The organism is Eubacteriaceae bacterium Marseille-Q4139 (genome assembly GCA_018223415.1).
Classification (GTDB): domain Bacteria; phylum Bacillota; class Clostridia; order Lachnospirales; family Lachnospiraceae; genus CABSIM01.
Genome location: JAGTTQ010000001.1, coordinates 1,220,059 through 1,238,172 on the forward strand (window position 1 = coordinate 1,220,059; position 18,114 = coordinate 1,238,172).

The following is an 18,114-nucleotide window of genomic DNA, read 5'->3' on the forward strand; positions in this document are numbered from 1 at the left end:
TTTTCCATATTGTAAATCAACAAATAATTGCTGCAATTTCCATGAAAACTGCATATCTCCATCGTGTTTTACAGCAAATTGTTTCCTTTTCGGATAAAAACGACATGGCAGGGAAACATTATTTGTCAAAAATGACGGATTACGCCTTTAAAGCGATAGCTTCCATCTCCATTAAGACGTCCTTCGGAAGGCGTGCCACCTCTACGCAGGAGCGTGCCGGGCAGTCTTTCTCGAAATATTTGGAGTAGATGCCGTTGATCGTTCCGAAGTCGTTCATGTCCTTGATGAACACGGTCGTCTTGATGACGTTCTCCATGCTGGTTCCGGCTGCCTCAAGAAGGTTCTTCACATTTACCATAACCTGCTCTGCCTGAGCCTCGATGCCCTCCGGGATTTCGCCCGTGGCCGGATTTACCGGGATCTGGCCGGAAGTAAATACCATGCCGTTTACCTCAACTGCCTGGGAGTAGGGGCCGATTGCCGCCGGTGCATTGTTTGTGCTGATGATGTTCTTCATTTCTTTTCCTCCAATACTTTAATATTTTTTTCTGTGATTTCTATTTTACCATCCTTTAACAGATGGCCAACAGCTCGTTTAAAGGCGTTTTTGCTGAGTTTAAACTCCCTCGCAATGACCTCGGGAGACGCCTTGTCGTTGAACGGAAGTATGCCGCCATAGTCGTTTATGACCTTTAAAACCAGCTCGGAATCCCCGTAAATCTGGGTGTATGCCTTGTCCCTTGCGCTTAAGTCCAGCTTCCCGTCCTGGCGCACCCTGGTGACGCGCCCGCGGATCTCATCCCCGGCATGGAAGCCGGAAAACAGCTCCCGCTTCGGGATCATGCCGTGATACCGGCCGTCCACAGCGGCAAACGCCCCCATGTCCGGATTGATCTCAAAAATAAACGCCGTGACCTCGTCGCCGGTATGATAGGAAGAATCGCTGCGAAGATACGGATACACCTTCATGGTGGCAGCCAGCCGTTTGCTCTTGTCCACGTAGAGGGCCACGAGGCACTTCTCGCCTTTTTTCACCGGATACGTCTGTTCCTTAAACGGAAGCAGCAGATCCTTTTCAAGCCCCATGTCTAAGAACGCGCCGATATCCGTCGCCTCCTTTACCTCCAAAACCGCCGTCTCCCCCAGGGTCAGCTTCGGCTTTGATACCGTGGCAATCAGCCTGTCCTCCGAATCCTTGTAAATGAAAACTTCAAGCTTTTCGCCGAGGGTACAGCCCTTCGGCACCTGCTTTTTCGGGAGCAGGACGCGTGCCTCCTCCCCGTCTCCCCGCCTTCCGGTTTCTGCCAGATATACGCCGAAGCTGGTTTCCTTCACCACCGTCAGCGTCTGCATCATTCCAAGCTCAATCATGTCCTTCGTCCTCTCTTTTCTCTTTCAGCTCCACATTTGCAAAGACGGCGCCTTTACCGTCCTGAAGGGAGACAACATAACCTCCCGGGCACCTGGCCGCGAAAACCTTAATCTCATCGCCAAGCACGGCAGCCTTCCGGTACTCGGCCCGGATCTCACCGATTTCCATCGGTTTCGGAAGCGCCTCCCGCGCCATTTCTACATACTGGGCGTTGTTCACATGGTGGTTCGTATCAATTTGATGGGCCATGACCCAAAGGCTCGAACACTGTACCATCTCTTCCGGCAGCAGAATCTTTCTTCCCGCTTCCTCCATGGGAAGCCGTTCTCCCGGTTCCCCGTAGGGCTTTAAATCTTCCTCTGTCACCCGCAGCGGCCGGCCGTTTTCCGTGTCCATCAGAAACCAGTTGGAGTCCGCCAGAAGAAGCGGCCGCCTCTCCCGGTCATAGATGGCGAAATTCCGCATGCCGAAAATCCCTTTAAAGCCATATGGCCATGTGGCCGTCGTGATCGTTTCGCCCAGGGACGGCCGTCTGTAAATCTTTATCTGCCAGGAGGACAAAAGCCAGATTTTCTTTTCCTTTTCCAAATGGAAAAGCCCGACACCGGAGTCCTCCGAATGGAACGTGGAACAATCCTGGAGATAATTCATCATCCCCACCACGGACAGCTTTGCATCCGCATCCGTTTCACTGTACCGGACGCGGCTCTCAAACTCATACATGCTTCCTGCTTCCTCTCATTCCCGCGAGCCGCCGCTCGCGGAGCGTGTTCTGCCGCCCGGGACAAACTCCCCCGCGGATAAAACAAAAAGCCCTAATTTCCTTACGAAATTGGAGCTTTCAAACTGGGCTACTTGGATTCGAACCAAGAAAATGACGGAGTCAGAGTCCGTTGCCTTACCATTTGGCGATAGCCCAATAACAAAATATATTTTAATACGTTTTTCTCAGGTTGTCAACTGTTTTGCCGGACATGTTTGGGAAACTGGGCTACTTGGATTCGAACCAAGAAAATGACGGAGTCAGAGTCCGTTGCCTTACCATTTGGCGATAGCCCATCGCGTTGACCTTATGCATTATATACCAGAGCGGCAGGTTCGTCAAGTAGTATTTTTCATTTTTTCCCATTCTTCGTAAAACGCGGCAGGAGGCAGGCGCCCCGGCGGGGCGCCGGATATCCGCAAGGAGGCCCGGCGCTGCGTTTGGGGTGTGTACCTCGCCTGGATGGCCCGGACAAACAGTCTGGCCGGCCCGGTGCCGCGTTTGAAGTCGGCGCCCTGCCCCGGCGGGCCTCCCCGCCGCGTCTTAAGTCCTTACTGCGCTTTCAGCCTGACCTCCAGCACCGTATCCACCGGATCAGGGAGAATCGGATCCGGCCCCAGGTCGGCAAACACAATATCGGGATAATCGCTGTGCACCCAACTGGTCGAGATGGGAATCTCCGTGCCCGTCGCCAGGCGGCGGATACAGTCCACCTCCTCCGGCCGGATTCCCGTAAGCGGCATGGGCCCGATGGTGTTCTCAAACAGGTGGTAGTAAACGCGGTTCCCGTTCCTTGTAATGCGGCCGTACTCCGGCTTCTCGATTCCGGCCTTTCCGCAGCCGTAGATGCTGTTCCCGTTTTTCTTCATCCAGGCGCCGATCTCCTCTAAAATTGCCATGGACTGAGGCGGAATATTCCCCCTGGCATCCGGGCCCACGTTAAGCAGCATGTTCCCGCCCTTGGAGACACACTCCACCAGCTTCCGGATCAGCATGGACGCCGGCTTAAAATAATGGTCTTTTTCGCAGTAGCCCCAGTTGCGGTTCATGGTAACGCAGGACTCCCACACCATGTCCCGGCCGTTTTTATCCTGGATTCCCTGCGGCGGCACCATCTGCTCCGGGCTCACGAAATCGCCGTGGTACGGCTTCGGCTCCCCTGTCCAGAGGGAACCGTACCCCTCACCGCTGACCTCCAGGCGGTTGTCGATGATCACCTGCGGCTGGAGCTCCCGCACCATATTGATTAACTCCGTCGCGCGCCAGGCCTCGCCCCTCATCACGTTGTACTTATCCTCATAGGAAAAGTCGAACCAGAGCACATCCAGCCTGCCGTAGTTGGTGCAGATCTCCCGGATCTGGTTATGCATGTAGTCCAGATAGCGGTCGAAATTGCGGCCCTCGTTTCCGTACTCCGGTCGGTTCCGCATGGGGTGCTGCTTGTCCCCGTAGTGGGGATAGTCGTCATGATACCAATCCAGAAGCGTGAAGTACAGGCCGACCTTCAGGCCTTCTCCCCGCACAGCCTCCACGAAATCCTTCACCACATCGCGGCCAAGCTTCGTGTTCGTAACCTTAAAATCCGTGTACTTACTGTCAAACAGGCAGAAGCCGTCGTGATGCTTGGCCGTAAGCACCACATATTTCATGCCGGCTTCCTTCGCGGCCCTGGCCCATTTTTTCGGGTCGTAGTCCACCGGGTCAAATTCCTCAAAATACCGCATGTAATCCTCTTTCGGAATTTCCTCCTCGCTGCGGATCCACTCGCCCCGCGCCGGGATTGAATAAAGCCCCCAGTGGATAAACATGCCGAACCGCGCGTCGGTGTACCAGGCCATTCTCTTTTCATATTCGTTTCGGTCAAATGAATACACGATGATTCCTCCCATTTTAATCATTCCATTGATGCACTGTCAGCATACCACAAACTGCCCGAAACCGCCAGCAAAGCTTTCGTCAATCCGTCAGAAATTCCGGCCGCCTATTCCGGGATGGGAACACCGCCGGACGGGTGCCTCACTTCATATCCGTCACATTCCTCCGACACGTAATCAGCAAAAGCCTGTGCATGTTCCGTTCCGATATAAAACTTTTTTCCCGTCTCCAGGATATTGGTCGTCAGAAAACCGTCTTTGTCCACGCGGATGCTGATATTCTCATAGCCCAGGAGCGGAATGCTGACGCTAAGTTCCATTAACGTCTCTGCCGGTTCCATATTCAGATCGCTGTACACATTTTTTGATGCCTCTTTGGCCAGCAGAAATTCCCACACCTTGTTCATATCAAGCTTTTCAAAGCGGATCTCCGTATCGCCGCCGATGGGCTTATGGTATTCCCAGGACGCCCAGTTGACAATCAGGTTATTTCTTAAGTCCAAGTCTTCCATAAACTGTCCCAGGGTTTCCGGCCAGTAAGAGGCATTTACGGCGGCATAAAAAATATCCGTTCCCTCATACCGGACAGCCGCCGCACAGGAAGCGGCAATGTTCCGGATTTCATAAACCTCCGCAGGGCAGGTGCGTTCGCTGTCTTCGCCGTAGGCATCCCAGCCTTTTGCGAAAATATCTGCAAGCTTCGCCCCCAGCCTCTCTGCCGGTATCTCTCCGCGTCCGGCCCGGTACTCGGTTCCGCCTGCAAGAATCTGAGGGTACTGCTCATAAATTTCCATGTCCTCCCAGTGCGGAATCTCTGCCATGCCGCCGGTGTTTCCCGTCATATCGGAAAGCACTCTCACCGGATAGCGGTTCTCCGCCCGGTACAGAGCCGCGCAGGCCGCAAAAAGGCACAGGCCGGCTGCCAGTGCACACCATGTTCGCCAATTTATTTTCTTCCTTTCTCCCATTCCTGACTCCTTTAAAGCCAGAAAAGCAGCATGCCTGTTCCGGTATGCCGCTTTTCTGATTCCATCTTAAATCAGATGCCCGTTTTCTTTTAATACCTCCACAAGCCGGTTCACGTACCGTTCGCAGATTTCCTCCGTGCCGGCCTCCACCATGACGCGGATTAACGGCTCCGTCCCGCTCTGGCGGAGAAGGATGCGCCCGTCGCTTCCAAGCTCGGCCTCGGCCTTCGCCACGGCCTCTTTCACGGCCGGGTCTTCCTGGGCCGCATTTTTATCCTTGACCCGCACATTCTTAAGAAGCTGCGGCAGGATCGTCACCTCCGACGCCAGCTTGGAAAGAGGCTGCTTTTTCTCCAGCATAACCTCCATAATTTTTAAGGACGTCAGAATCCCGTCTCCGGTGTTGGCGTATTTGCTGAAAATGATGTGTCCCGACTGCTCGCCGCCCAGGCAATTGCCGGTCTGGGACATGTTCTCGTAAACGTATTTATCGCCGACAGCCGTCTTCACATAATCAATGCCCTCACGGTCCAGAGCCTTATAAAGCCCCAGGTTCGACATGACCGTCGTGACAATCGTGTTGTTTTTCAGGCCGCCCTGCTCTTTCATGTACTTTCCGCAGATGTAAAGGATCAAATCCCCGTCCACCACATTGCCGTTTTCGTCCACGGCCATGCACCGGTCGGCGTCCCCGTCATAAGCGAAACCAACGTCGAGGTGATGCTCTTTCACATATTGCTGAAGCACCCCGATATGGGTGGAGCCGCAGTTTACGTTGATGTTCAGGCCGTTTGGCTCGTTGTTGATGACGTGGGTCTCAGCGCCCAGGGCGTCAAACACGCTCTTGGCCACCGAGGAAGCGCTTCCGTTGGCGCAGTCTAAGCCCACTTTCTTTCCCTTAAAGGAGCGGGTGGCAATGGAAATCAGATAGCCGATGTAGCGGTTTCTGCCGGCCGAGTAGTCCTGCGTCCGCCCGATGGCCTCGCCGGTCGCCAGGGGAATTTCCTCCGTCTCACCGTCCAGATATTTCTCGATTTCCAGGATCACGTCCTCCTCCAGCTTCTCGCCGCTGCCGTTCATGACCTTGATGCCGTTGTCGTAAAAGGGATTATGGCTGGCAGAAATCATGATGCCGCAGTCAAAGTCCTCTGTCCGCACCACATGGGACACGCTCGGCGTCGTCGTCACATGGAGAAGGTACACATCCGCCCCGGAAGCCGTAAGGCCCGCCACGAGGGAATACTCGAACATGTAGCTGCTGCGGCGCGTATCTTTTCCGATCACGACGCGGCAGCGGTCTCCCTTCTTTATTTTTCCATAGTAACTGCCCAGGAACCTTCCCACTTTATAGGCATGTTCCACCGTCAGATCCACGTTTGCTTCCCCGCGGAAGCCGTCTGTTCCAAAATATTTTCCCATTCTTCCCACTCCTTGTCATGAAATTTTCCGTCAAAAAGCATTGCAGAAGGAGAACATCCCCTTCTGCAATACTATATGCGCTTCTCTACCAGGTAATTTCCTTCAGATAGCGCCGGACTGCATCCTGCCATGCCGGCAGGCGTTCAAATCCGTTTTCTGTCAGTTTTTCCTTGCTCATGCGGCTGTTCATGGGACGCTTTGCCTTGGATGCCGGATATCCGCTCGTCGGAACCGGCGTCACCGTCACGCTGTCCATGCCTGCCTGGCGGAAAATTTCGCAGGCAAACTCATACCAGGAGCAGAGTCCCTCGTTGGTCGCATGGTATCTTCCATATTTATCAGTCTGGATCATGTCCACAAGAAGGCGGGCCAGGTCATAGGTGTAGGTCGGAGAGCCGATCTGGTCGTCCACCACCGTGGCGGCACCTTTTTCTTTCCCGATCCGCAGCATGGTCTTAATGAAGTTCTTGCCGTTGACGCCGAAAACCCAGGCAATCCGCACTGTGAAGAATTTCTCCACCAGCTCTTCCACCGCCAGCTCACCCTCATACTTCGTCTGGCCGTAGACGTTTAACGGGTGCCTCTCGTCGTCCGGCTCCCAGGGACGGGTGCCCTGACCGTCGAACACATAGTCCGTGCTGATATACATCATCTTGATGCCCAGCTTTTTGCAGACCTCGGCAATGTTTCTCGTGCCGTCGGCATTGACCTTCCGGCAGAGCTCCACATTGTCCTCGGCTGCATCCACGGCCGTGTAGGCGGCGCAGTGGATTACCGCATCGACGCCTGCCTCCGTGATTACCTTATCGCAGGCGGCCTTATCGGTAATGTCCATCTCGTCGATATCGACGCCGACGCCTTCGATGCCGCGCTTTGCCATTTCTTCCATCACGTCATGGCCAAGCTGGCCCTTGACGCCTGTCACTAATATTTTCATTTCAGCCTCTCTCCATACATCTTGTCAAAGTAGTTGCTGTACTCGCCGCTTATGATATTCTTCCACCATTCTTCGTTGTCCAGGTACCATTTGATCGTCTGCTCGATGCCGGTGTCGAAGTTGTATTTCGGCTTCCAGCCAAGCTCGGTCTCCAGCTTCGTCGGGTCGATGGCGTAGCGCCTGTCATGGCCGGGACGGTCTGTGACGAATTCGATCAGGCTCTCCGGCTTGCCGAGGGCCTTTAAGATAGTCTTAACGACCTCGAGGTTCGTGCGCTCGTTGTGGCCGCCCACGTTGTAGACCTCGCCGACACGGCCCTTATGAAGGATTAAGTCGATGGCCTCGCAGTGATCGGAGACATGGAGCCAGTCGCGGACATTCTCGCCGGTGCCGTAAACGGGCAGCTTCTCGTCTGCCAGGGCGCGGCTGATGATTAACGGGATCAGCTTCTCCGGGAAGTGGTAGGGGCCGTAGTTATTGGAGCAGCGGGAAATCGTCACCGGAATCTTAAAGGTTCTGTGGTAAGCGAGAACGAATAAATCCGCGCTGGCCTTGGAAGCGGAGTAGGGGCTCGACGTATGGAGCGGCGTCTCCTCCGTAAAGAACAGATCCGGGCGGTCTAAGGGCAGGTCGCCGTAAACCTCGTCAGTGGAAACCTGATGGTACCGCTTGATGCCGAATTCCTTGCAGGCGTCAAGAAGCGTCGTCGTTCCCATGACGTTGGTGCGGACAAAGATGCCGGGATCCACCACGGAGCGGTCCACATGGCTCTCAGCCGCAAAGTTTACGACTACGTCCGGCTTCTCTTTCTCAAATAAATCAAAAATAAATTCCCTGTCTGCGATGTCGCCCCGCACAAATTTGTAGTTGGGCTTGTTCTCCACCGGCTTTAAGGTTTCCAGGTTTCCGGCGTAGGTCAAAAGATCCAGGTTGATGATCTCATAGTCCGGGTATTTGTTTACCATATGATGAACGAAATTTCCGCCGATGAATCCGGCGCCGCCCGTTACGATAATTTTCATGATTTTTCTCCTTTATCTTGCCGGGCGCAGGGAACACCTGCGCCGCGTTTCTCTCTATCTCTCGGAATGGCCCGGCAGCTTGTCGATGTATTTTCCGTCGAGGACATCCTTTAAATACTTGCCGTACTGGTTCTTCTTTAAGATCTCGTAGGAAGCCATGACCTCTTCCCTCGTGATCCAGCCGTTTAAGTAGGCGATTTCCTCCAGGCAGGCAATTTTCCGGTGCTGGTGGGTTTCTACAGTCTTTACGAAGTTGGTGGCCTCCACCAGGGATTCGTGGGTTCCCGTGTCAAGCCAGGTAAAGCCCTGACCGAGAAGCGTCACGTCTAACTCGCCGTTTTCCAGATAGATGCGGTTTAAGTCGGTGATTTCCAGCTCCCCTCTGGCCGACGGCTTTAAGTTCTTTGCATATTCCACGACACGGTTGTCGTAGAAATAAAGACCGGTTACACAGTAATTGGACTTCGGCTTCTCCGGTTTCTCTTCGATGGAAATGGCCTTTCCGTCCTTATCGAATTCCACGATGCCGAACCGCTCCGGGTCGTCCACATAGTAGCCGAACACAGTCGCGCCTGTTTCCTTTTCCGCCGCGGCTCTGAGCCTCTTATCAAGGCCCTGTCCATGGAAGATGTTATCGCCTAAAACCATGGCAACGGAGTCGGTGCCGATGAAGTCAGCGCCGATGATGAACGCCTGGGCCAGTCCGTCGGGGCTTGGCTGCACCGCATAGGAGAGGTTGACGCCGAACTGGTGGCCGTCTCCTAAAAGCGCCTCGAATCTCGGCGTGTCGTCGGGCGTGGAAATAATCAGAATATCCCGGATTCCCGCATCCATCAAAACGGAAAGCGGATAGTAGATCATCGGTTTATCATAAATCGGAAGAAGCTGTTTGGACGTTACCTTTGTCAGTGGGTAAAGACGGGTGCCGCTGCCGCCTGCAAGAATGATTCCTTTCATGGTTTCTCCTTTTTTCCTCTGTTTTTCGCGGGGAAAGCGCCGTCTGGGCGCGGAAATCCCCTGTATATGGCGACATTATAGCACAATTTCAGGGGGGTGGAAAGAGAACAGTTCATAAATTTTGTTGATTCTCCTTGGAATCCTATGTATAATTATCAGGAATAATACTTTGCCACAGAAAGGCGGTCTCTTATTTGTATCGTTTATATTATTTTCTTTCTTTTTCTGTTTTAGTCATTTTCATCTGTATATGCCTGAACAAAAGGGACTTCAATTATGTTTCCGTTCATTTCAAAACTTTGTGTTCCCATGTGTGTTAGTACCATGGGAACACAAAGGGGAACTAGACGGTTAAATTATAAATTTCTCTATGGCAGAAATGATTTTCTTGATTTCAGTATTGGTTGTGTTAATGCATAAATCATAGTTTGCTTTATCGCCCCATTTTTGCTCCGTATAAAATTGATAGTAATGCGCTCTTTTCTTATCAACTGACATAATTTTTTGCTGCAATTCTTTATCCGTCATCTCCGCTGCGTCGGCTCCTTTTTCTCTGCAACGGACAATTTTAGAACACATATCGGCATATATGAATAGCCGAAAAGGTTTCAAGTCCTGCAAAATGTAGTCCGCACACCGTCCCACAATGATACAATCCGATTTCTCTGCCATTTCACGGATTATTTCGCTTTCCTGCTTATAAATAGACAGACGGTTTTCCAACGGATAGTTGATAGGAATACCAAAAGTGCGAGCAGTTGTTATCGGTAACAGCGGTAAAGGTCTGCTTTCCTCCACTTGCAACACATAACTTTCTGCTAATTGAGTTCGTTTCATCAATTCATCAACAATCTCACGGTCATAATAGGCAACATTCAGTTTTTCGGCTAAACGCCTGCCAACTTCTCTCCCGCCGCTTCCAAATTCGCGGCCTATGGTAATAATTCGCTTCATATCGTGTCCCCTCCTTAAAATCCAACTTTCTGATTTTCTTTTTTACGCTTGAGCAAAACAATCAAAACAACTGCTGTAACCGCCGTCATAACTTCGCTGATAGAATGGCAGAGCCATACGGCTTCGCTGCGAAAAATCAGCGGAAGAACGGCAATTAAAATTGGCGGCCATATTACGCTGCGGGATAGAGATACCGTAAGGGCTTTACTTGTGCGCTCGTTTGCCTGCCAATAGGAAATCATTAAAATATTAAATCCCGCAAGGAAAAAGCCGGAGAAATATAGCAGGCTTTTACTTTCCATAAAGTTGATCAGTTCAATATCTTCCGGGTTGAAAATAGAGAAAAAGCCGCGGGAGAAGAAAATAATCAAGATATAGCACAAAATACCTATCGTTAAAAAAGCTTTAATGGAAAAGCCAAGTAGAGATTTGCTCCGTTTTTCTTCTCCTGTCCCCATAAAATAACTAAACACGGGTTGCAAGCCCTGCGCCATGCCAAGAAACAGTGTCAAAATAATTAACATTAGATAGCCAATTACAAGGTAAGCCGCAAGACCAATTTCCCCAAAACCATAATGCACGATGGCAAAGTTATACACAAAGGTAATAATTCCAATGGTAAACTCCATGATAAAAGACGGAAAGCCAAGTACATAAACAGAACAGAGATTTTTCCATTTCAATTTGAACTTTGTTAAATACAAATTTCCGCGTTTGAATATAAAATGGGGCAGCATAATTAAAACGCTGAAAATAGGGCCAAGTGCGGTAGCCAACGCTGCACCGGCAATACCCATGTTCAAGGGGTACATAAACACATAGTCCAAAATAATATTTGATACAGAGCCAAACATGAGAGCAAACATGGCAAGTTTTGGACGATTATCATTACGCACCAGACCGCTTAACAAGAAACTGAAAAGCAGGAACGGGGAAAAAGTAACGATATACCACATATAACTGATTGCTTCATCATGGATAACCGGTGTTGAGCCTAAAAGTTCAGCAAGCGGGTGTATAAAAATATTTCCCAATACGCTAATCAACAGTCCCATAACAGCCGTACATAGGGCAGCAAGACTAAAAATATGGCGTGCTTTTTCTTTTTCACCTTGACCGAGATGTGCGGAAATCAAAACGCCCGCGCCTGTGGCAACTGCCATAGACAATGCAATCAGTATCTCGACAAGCGGAACAGAAACGGCAGCGGCTGCCATAGCGTCGCGGCCAAGTCGATTGCCAATGAATACACCGTCAACAATCATATAGACTGAGTTGAACAGCAGCCCAATCATTTGCGGTACGGCATATTTGGCAAATAACGTGTGTGATTTGCCTTCATACATGATAATCAATCCTCCTAACAAACAAAAAAGACCGGCGTTTGTGTAACGCTGGCCTACTACACAATAAAATGAAACCCCGGCGGGCTGATTTTATTTACAGTCTATTTAATTATTTTTCCTTTTCTTTTACAAGTTCTATCGCCTCTTTTCCTGTAACATGGTCGATTGTCATTTCCAACATACAAAGAGGCTTCCACTCGCGGCTTATGGCATCATCACGGCTTGCGGCAGTATCTTCCGGCGCATATTTGATTGCCAATTTTTCTATCGCTGCTCTTTTTTCGCTATCATTTTCGATTATCTGTATTCGTCCAAAAGCGATTACACTTCTGAAATAAGTCGTGTACTCCTCCGGCACAACTAAATCTTCATCAATCACACAAAACGACGCTTTTGCAGCCTTTTGAATAGCATCTATTTTGTGACCGCTTTTTGCGCTGTGAAAATAGACTTTTCCGTTGTCATACACATAACTGATTGGAACGGCGTAAGGATAATCGTTGTCGCCTAAAAGGGCAAGCACACCAGATGTCCCTTTATGCAGAATACCCTCAACTTCTTTTTGAGATAGCACCTGCTTTTTTCTCCTCATTTCTCTAAATACCATATAGACCTCCATAATCCAAAAAAATAAACGCCCATTTTTACTCCTTCAATGGCCTAATGGAGCAAAAATAAGCGTTTCTCGGCAGAAACTTATTCCTAATCAAAATATCATATAGCCCTAAAAAAGTCAAGAGACTTTTCGAAAATCGCTCGTGCTTGTCCCACCATGCTGAACGACCTGCAAAACGGAGAAACGGCATAGATGAAGCTGCGCCGTCTCCCGAAAACATTCTTATGCTGTTTTATGAGTGCCTCCCTAATCCGGCCTCTTTTTGTTTGCCTGCACTTTCTTTTAATTTCCCACGATTGAAAAATTATAAAATTTCCCCGTTGCCATCCCGAAAAGATTGTGCTAAAACTATGTGGTATCTTTTGACTTGAATTTTTATCGCATAAGGAGGTCTTACAGTTGGAGCGGATGTTTGACAGGAAATCCCTGATAAAGCTCATTGTCCCTCTGATGATTGACCAGTTTCTTCAGGCATTTGTCGGGCTGGCCGATTCCATCATGGTTGCGCGGGTCGGGGAAGCCGCGGTTTCCGGCGTTTCCCTTGTGGACACGGTCATGCTCTTAATCATCAATATTTTCACGGCCCTTGCCACCGGCGGCGCCGTCATCGCCGGCCAGTACATCGGCAGAAAGGAGCCGGAAAACGGCTGCCGGGCCACGGCGCAGCTCATCAACTTTACGTTTCTTTTTTCCATATGCATCATGCTCGTCGGCTATCTCGGCCGCGACCTGATTCTCCACGGGATTTTCGGGAAAATCGAGGAAGACGTCATGTACAACAGTACCGTCTATCTGATGATCGTGCTGGCATCCATCCCGTTAATTGCCCTCTATAACGCAGGAGCCGCCATCTTCCGCTCCATGGGCAATTCCAGAATCGCCATGAACACCTCGCTTTTGATGAATGCCATCAATGTTTCAGGAAATGCCCTTTTGATTTTCGTCTTCCACCGGGGCGTCGAGGGCGTCGCCATTCCGACTCTCGTATCCCGCGGCGTGGCCTGCGCGGTGATGCTGTTTTTGTTAAACAACCAGAAACACATCCTGCACCTGCCTCATCCTTACCCGTTCCGGCTTGATCTTTCGCTGTTAAAGAAGATTCTTTACATCGGGATTCCCAACGGGCTGGAAAACAGCATGTTCCAGCTTGGAAAAATCGTGGTTTTGAGCCTGGTGGCCGGCTACGGCACCGCCTCCCTGGCGGCCAACGCCGTCTGCAACAACGTGGCGACCTTTGCCGTCCTCCCCGGTACCTCCATGGGCTTTGCTGTCCTAACCGTCACGGCCCAGTGCGTCGGCGCCGGCGATTTTGAGCAGGTAAAATACTATACGAAGCGGCTGCTTTTCGCGGCATACGGATGCCTGATCGTCATGAACATCCTGGTGCTTCTGGCGATGCCCACGGTGCTTTCGATTTACGGGCTTTCCGACGAGGCCAGCGGCTATGCCGTCAAGATCTTAATTTACCACTCCCTCTGCGTCGTCACCATCTGGCCCATGTCCTTTACGCTCCCCAATGCCCTCAGGGCCGCGGCCGATGTGAAGTTCACCATGCTTTTGTCGATCTTTTCCATGTGGGTCTTCCGCTTCGGCTTCAGCGTGCTTTTAGGCACCATGCTCGGCATGGGCGTCTTCGGCGTCTGGGTTGCCATGACCATCGACTGGCTCGTGCGCGCCGTCTGCTTTACGTTCCGCTACCGGAGCGGGAAATGGCAGCGGTTCGTGCTGTAACGGAGTGTTGACAAACGTGCCTTCTAAAGTAAAATAGAAAGTAAGAAATCTTATGTTCAGGAGGGGATTTTCCATGACACTTCTTACGGATACCATACGCGCAGGCCATCTGGAACTGAAAAACAGGCTGGTGATGGCGCCCTGCGCCACGGAACGGTCTGACGCCGGGGCTGTGACAAAACAGCTTCTCGCCCATTATGACGAGCGGACGAAAGGCGGCCATGTGGGGCTTGTCATCGTCGAGCACAGTTTCATCCGCCCGGACGGCCGTGCCAGCAAAAACCAGCTTTCCGTCGCAAAGGACGCAGATATTCCCGGGCTCTCCGAGCTTTCGGCCCTGCTCCATAAAAACGGAAGCCATGCGCTCATGCAGATCAACCACGCAGGCAGCGCCGCAAGAGACGGCATTTCTGAGGGAGAGTCCATAAGCCCAAGCGGGTTTAAAAATCCCCTCTCCCCGACGCAGGACGAAATGAAGACGCCGCGGGAAATGACGAAAGAGGACATCGACGCCCTCGTAGAAAGCTTTGCCGAGGCGGCTGTCCGTGTGAAAAAGGCCGGTTTTGACGGCTGCGAGCTCCATTCGGCCCACGGCTATCTTTTAAATCAGTTCTACTCGCCCCTTACCAACAAGCGGGAGGACGCTTATTCGGGACATACCATCGACGGAAGGATCCGCCTTCACCTCGAGGTCATAAAGGCCGTCCGCGCGGAGGTGGGCGAGGATTTCCTGCTTGCCATGCGTCTTGGCGGCTGCGACTATACCGAGGGCGGAAGTACCATCGACGACGCCGTTTCGGCGGCGAAACAGCTTGAGGCGGCCGGCCTTGATCTCCTCGACCTTTCCGGCGGCATGTGCTCATACCGCAGGGAGGGGCATACGGAAAACGGATACTTCCGCGACATGTCCGAGGCCGTAAAGCGCGCCGTCTCCATCCCGGTCATTCTCACCGGCGGGATTGCCGACAGGGCCGGGGCCGATGAACTTCTGGCAGCCGGATCTGCCGACATGATCGGCGTCGGTCGCGCCATCTTAAAAAATCCAAACTGGGCAGACGAGGCCATGGAGGAAACGAAGTAACAGATGCCCGCCATGAGCCCCGGCATGCCAAAACGGCGGCCGCACCGTCAGAGTTTCGCAATTTCCTCTGCCGCCATGGCCGCCGTCAGTTCTGACGTATCAAGCTTTACCGTATCCAGATTTTTATAACAGCGGAGCCGTTTAAAGCTCCGCTCCACGCAGCCGGCCTCCCGAAGGCCGGCTTTTATGTCTTTTTCCAGCCGTTTTCGCAAAACGTCCTCCCGGCAGACCAGGGAAACTTTCACGATTCTCACATTCTTTCCCCCGACGCGCTCCGCAATCGCATCAACAATCGCCTGCTCATGCATGACCCAGGCAAGAATCACCGTCCCGTAGTCCGGGCTCTCCAGGAAATTTTTCAAAAGATAACAGATGTTGTCAAACACCATGGCCTTCGCGTGTTCCGTCACCAGAAACGGGTTCATGTCCCAGCACCAGTCGCCGTCCAGAAACACGCTTCCTGCTATCTTTTTCTTTAAAAGCTGGCCCGCCGCCGTCTTTCCGACGCCCATGGGGCCGCCGATTAAATACAGTGTCTTCATGTCTCCTCCTCAAACTGCGCCTTGAGAAACAGGGCGTCCTCCATGGTATTTTTCCAGCCGTACTGCTTTAAATCCACCTGCCAGCCTTTTTCTGTCCACTCCGCAAAGACGCCTTCGTCCGCCAACAGCATTCGCTGGAGATCCGGCATTTCAAAATGGACGGCTCCGCTTAAAATTCCGCGGGAATTCACAACCCGGTGCGCCGGCACGTCGCCCACCAGATTTTTCTTAAGCCCATAGCCCACCTGGCGGGAATTTTTCGGTTTTCCGCAGAGAAGCGCCACCTGGCCGTAGGTCGCCACCGTCCCCTCGGGGATGCTGCGGATTACGATGCCGGCGCGTCTGTAAAATTCCTGATCCATGGCCTCTCCTTTACATGATCTCTGCCCGCGAAAGCAGGTCTTTCAAATAGTCTCTGTTTAAAATCCGGATTTCCCCATAGGAGACGGAAACAGCCTTTTCTTCCCGCCACCCTGTCAGGATGCGGTTCACTGTGACCCGGTTCATTCCCAGAATCATCGCCAGATCCTCCTGAGTGTATGGGATGCTGTTTTCGGTGACGCCTCTGTCCGGATCCGGGTTTTCCGTCTCGGTCAGAAGAAAGCTCGCGGCTTTTTCCCGGCTGTCGTAGAGGGAAATCCGCTTGAGCTGTTCCGTCAAATGGTTGCAGGTATCGGAAAGGAGCCCGAAGATGACGGCCGCAAGCTCCTTCGATTCCCCCATGGCCTGATAGAGGGCGGCGCTGTCCAGGGCGTAAAGCTCTGCCTCATTGACCGCCATGACGGAAACCGGCCGCGCACAGCGGGCCGCCAGGGACGACTCCCCGAAAATCCGGCCTTTTTCTATGATTTCAAATGTCAGTTCCTTTCCCGACGGCGCCGTACAGAACGCCCGGACGCGGCCCTCTCTGATGAAATAAAAGCTTCCGGACGCGTCGCCCTGGAGGTAGATGGCTTCCCCCGGCCGGTAAAGTTTCCGGTGTCCGGTGCGCTCAAAATATCCGTACAGGCTTTCCGGGATTTTTGTCTGTCCCATGCGTTTTCATCCCCCATTTATTCCGAAGTGTAGTCCAGGTTACAGATTTCTCCGCTTTATTGAATTATTATACTACCATGGAAAGGAGAGGAAATCAATGAAAAATACACATTCCCTGACGGAAGGAAACATTTACCGCGTACTGCTTTCCTTTTCCGTCCCGTTTCTTTTGGCAAACCTGCTCCAGGCCCTTTACGGGGCCGTCGATCTGATGGTGGTGGGCCGCTTCTGTTCACCGTCCGGCATTGCAGCCGTTTCCACCGGCACGCAGGTCACGCAGATCATCACCAGCCTGCTCTCCGGCCTCACCCTCGGCGGCACCATCCTGGTGGCAAAATACATGGGCCGGAACATGCACGAGGAGGCCTCCCGCGCCATCGGAACCACAATCACGGCCTTCGGCCTGTTTTCCTTTTTTCTGACGGCCGTTTTATGCCTCAGCGTCGACGGCATCCTGAGTCTCTTAAAGGTACCGGAAAGCTCCTTCGAAGAGGCGCGCCAGTATGTTTTCATCTGCTGCCTTGGGACATTTTTTATCTGTGAATACAACGCTCTCAGCGCCGTTTTGCGGGGCTGCGGCGATTCCTTAAACCCGCTTCGGTTCGTCGCCGTGGCCTGCGTCTGCAACATCGCCGGGGATTTTTTCACCGTCGGCGTCCTCGGCATGGGCGTTTCCGGCACGGCCATCGCCACCATCGCCTCCCAGGCCGTCAGCATGATAAGCGCCGTCATCTGCCTCAACCGCCAGAACTTCCTGTTCCGCTTTTCCCTAAAAAATCTACGGGTCGACAGACGGCTGTTAAAGGAGCTTCTCTCCCTGGGGATTCCGGTGTCCTTCCAGGAATGCATGGTGCGGTTTTCCTTTCTCTATCTGACCGCCATCATCAACGGCTTCGGCGTCCTGGCGGCTTCGGCTGTCGGAATCGCCAGCAAGTACGACGTGTTCGCCATGCTGCCGGCCACCTCCGTCTCCAGCGCCCTTGCGGCATTAACGGCTCAGAACATGGCGGCCGGGAAGCCGGAGCGGGCGAAAAAGTTTTTAAAATACGGCATGTCGGCGGCCGTCCTCTGTTCCGTCCTGTTTTTTTCCTGGGCGCAGCTTTCACCCCAGTCCATGATCCGCATTTTCTCCGACGATCCCGCGGTCATTGCAGCCGGCATCCCGTTTTTTCGGGCGTGCAGCCTGGACTATCTGGCCGTCGCCTTTCTATTCTGCATGAACGGGTATTTAAACGGATGCGAAAAGACCTTATTTACCATGGCAAACTGCTGCTTCGGCGCCCTCTGCATCCGCGTGCCGCTCCTGTTTTTCATGGCCGGCACCGGTGTGGAAAGCCTGGCTTTTTACGGCCTCGTCTCTCCGTTTTCGACGGTCGTCATGCTGGCTATCATCGGGCTTTATCTGGCACATGAGAAAAAGAAGCCGGCAGACAGGGCCATAAGGCCGCGGCAGACGGCGCGGGCGGCAGAATCGTGATGGGCAAAGGTGCGTGGCAA

At 52.4% G+C, this 18,114-nt stretch carries 18 protein-coding genes and 2 tRNA genes; 3 read left to right on the forward strand and 17 right to left on the reverse strand.

The window, feature by feature from the left end; genetic code table 11:
• Positions 1–139: 139 nt before the first annotated feature.
• The 14 genes from KE531_05855 to KE531_05920 form a co-directional block, all read right to left on the reverse strand.
• Positions 140–517, reverse strand: a complete 378-nt coding sequence (locus tag KE531_05855; protein ID MBR9953149.1) for a RidA family protein — start codon at positions 515–517, stop codon at positions 140–142.
• Entirely contained in the window at positions 514–1,371 is an 858-nt protein-coding gene (locus KE531_05860; protein MBR9953150.1) for an RNA-binding protein, read from the reverse strand. Before KE531_05860 ends, KE531_05855 begins: the two co-directional genes overlap by 4 nt.
• The gene (locus KE531_05865) at positions 1,364–2,095 is read right to left on the reverse strand and encodes an acyl-[acyl-carrier-protein] thioesterase (protein MBR9953151.1); all 732 of its coding nucleotides are present in this window, start codon (positions 2,093–2,095) and stop codon (positions 1,364–1,366) included. The genes KE531_05860 and KE531_05865 overlap by 8 nt, the downstream gene beginning before the upstream one ends.
• 123 nt (positions 2,096–2,218) lie before the next feature.
• Positions 2,219–2,291, reverse strand: a tRNA-Gln gene (locus tag KE531_05870).
• Between the two features lie 67 nt (positions 2,292–2,358).
• Positions 2,359–2,431, reverse strand: a tRNA-Gln gene (locus KE531_05875).
• Positions 2,432–2,686: 255 nt separating this feature from the next.
• On the reverse strand, positions 2,687–4,024 hold the full coding sequence (locus KE531_05880; GenBank protein ID MBR9953152.1) for an alpha-L-fucosidase: 1,338 nt from the start codon (positions 4,022–4,024) through the stop codon (positions 2,687–2,689).
• Positions 4,025–4,116: 92 nt separating this feature from the next.
• Positions 4,117–4,977 (reverse strand): hypothetical protein, encoded by an 861-nt coding sequence (locus tag KE531_05885; protein MBR9953153.1) that lies wholly within the window; start codon positions 4,975–4,977, stop codon positions 4,117–4,119.
• A gap of 66 nt (positions 4,978–5,043) precedes the next feature.
• Complete coding sequence (locus tag KE531_05890) at positions 5,044–6,396, reverse strand: phosphoglucosamine mutase (protein ID MBR9953154.1); 1,353 nt, start codon at positions 6,394–6,396, stop codon at positions 5,044–5,046.
• 85 nt (positions 6,397–6,481) lie between these two features.
• On the reverse strand, positions 6,482–7,333 hold the full coding sequence (gene rfbD / locus KE531_05895; protein ID MBR9953155.1) for a dTDP-4-dehydrorhamnose reductase: 852 nt from the start codon (positions 7,331–7,333) through the stop codon (positions 6,482–6,484).
• Positions 7,330–8,355, reverse strand: a complete 1,026-nt coding sequence (gene rfbB, locus KE531_05900) for a dTDP-glucose 4,6-dehydratase (protein ID MBR9953156.1) — start codon at positions 8,353–8,355, stop codon at positions 7,330–7,332. The genes rfbD and rfbB overlap by 4 nt, the downstream gene beginning before the upstream one ends.
• 54 nt (positions 8,356–8,409) lie before the next feature.
• Entirely contained in the window at positions 8,410–9,312 is a 903-nt protein-coding gene (rfbA, locus tag KE531_05905) for a glucose-1-phosphate thymidylyltransferase RfbA (GenBank protein ID MBR9953157.1), read from the reverse strand.
• 351 nt (positions 9,313–9,663) lie between these two features.
• Positions 9,664–10,266, reverse strand: coding sequence for a cytidylate kinase-like family protein (locus KE531_05910; protein MBR9953158.1), 603 nt, complete (start codon positions 10,264–10,266; stop codon positions 9,664–9,666).
• A gap of 14 nt (positions 10,267–10,280) precedes the next feature.
• A complete protein-coding gene (locus KE531_05915; GenBank protein MBR9953159.1) occupies positions 10,281–11,612 on the reverse strand; it encodes an MATE family efflux transporter in 1,332 nt (443 codons plus the stop codon).
• A gap of 109 nt (positions 11,613–11,721) precedes the next feature.
• Positions 11,722–12,219: a pyridoxamine 5'-phosphate oxidase family protein gene (locus KE531_05920; GenBank protein ID MBR9953160.1), complete on the reverse strand. Its 498-nt coding sequence runs from the start codon at positions 12,217–12,219 to the stop codon at positions 11,722–11,724.
• 417 nt (positions 12,220–12,636) lie between these two features.
• Between KE531_05920 and KE531_05925 the strand changes: the two genes are divergently transcribed.
• Complete coding sequence (locus KE531_05925; protein ID MBR9953161.1) at positions 12,637–13,959, forward strand: MATE family efflux transporter; 1,323 nt, start codon at positions 12,637–12,639, stop codon at positions 13,957–13,959.
• A 73-nt stretch (positions 13,960–14,032) separates the two neighbouring features.
• A complete protein-coding gene (locus KE531_05930; protein ID MBR9953162.1) occupies positions 14,033–15,040 on the forward strand; it encodes an NADH:flavin oxidoreductase in 1,008 nt (335 codons plus the stop codon).
• Between the two features lie 47 nt (positions 15,041–15,087).
• On the opposite strand, the gene KE531_05935 is transcribed toward KE531_05930, so the two are convergent.
• Genes KE531_05935 through KE531_05945 form a run of 3 tightly spaced genes read right to left on the reverse strand, consistent with a single transcriptional unit; the run spans position 15,088 to position 16,617 of the window.
• Positions 15,088–15,582 (reverse strand): AAA family ATPase, encoded by a 495-nt coding sequence (locus KE531_05935; protein ID MBR9953163.1) that lies wholly within the window; start codon positions 15,580–15,582, stop codon positions 15,088–15,090.
• Positions 15,579–15,944, reverse strand: coding sequence for an MGMT family protein (locus tag KE531_05940; protein MBR9953164.1), 366 nt, complete (start codon positions 15,942–15,944; stop codon positions 15,579–15,581). Before KE531_05940 ends, KE531_05935 begins: the two co-directional genes overlap by 4 nt.
• Before the next feature lie 10 nt (positions 15,945–15,954).
• Complete coding sequence (locus KE531_05945) at positions 15,955–16,617, reverse strand: Crp/Fnr family transcriptional regulator (protein ID MBR9953165.1); 663 nt, start codon at positions 16,615–16,617, stop codon at positions 15,955–15,957.
• A 97-nt stretch (positions 16,618–16,714) separates the two neighbouring features.
• On the opposite strand from KE531_05945, the gene KE531_05950 reads away from it, so the two are divergent.
• Positions 16,715–18,094 (forward strand): MATE family efflux transporter, encoded by a 1,380-nt coding sequence (locus KE531_05950; protein ID MBR9953166.1) that lies wholly within the window; start codon positions 16,715–16,717, stop codon positions 18,092–18,094.
• Positions 18,095–18,114: the final 20 nt, after the last annotated feature.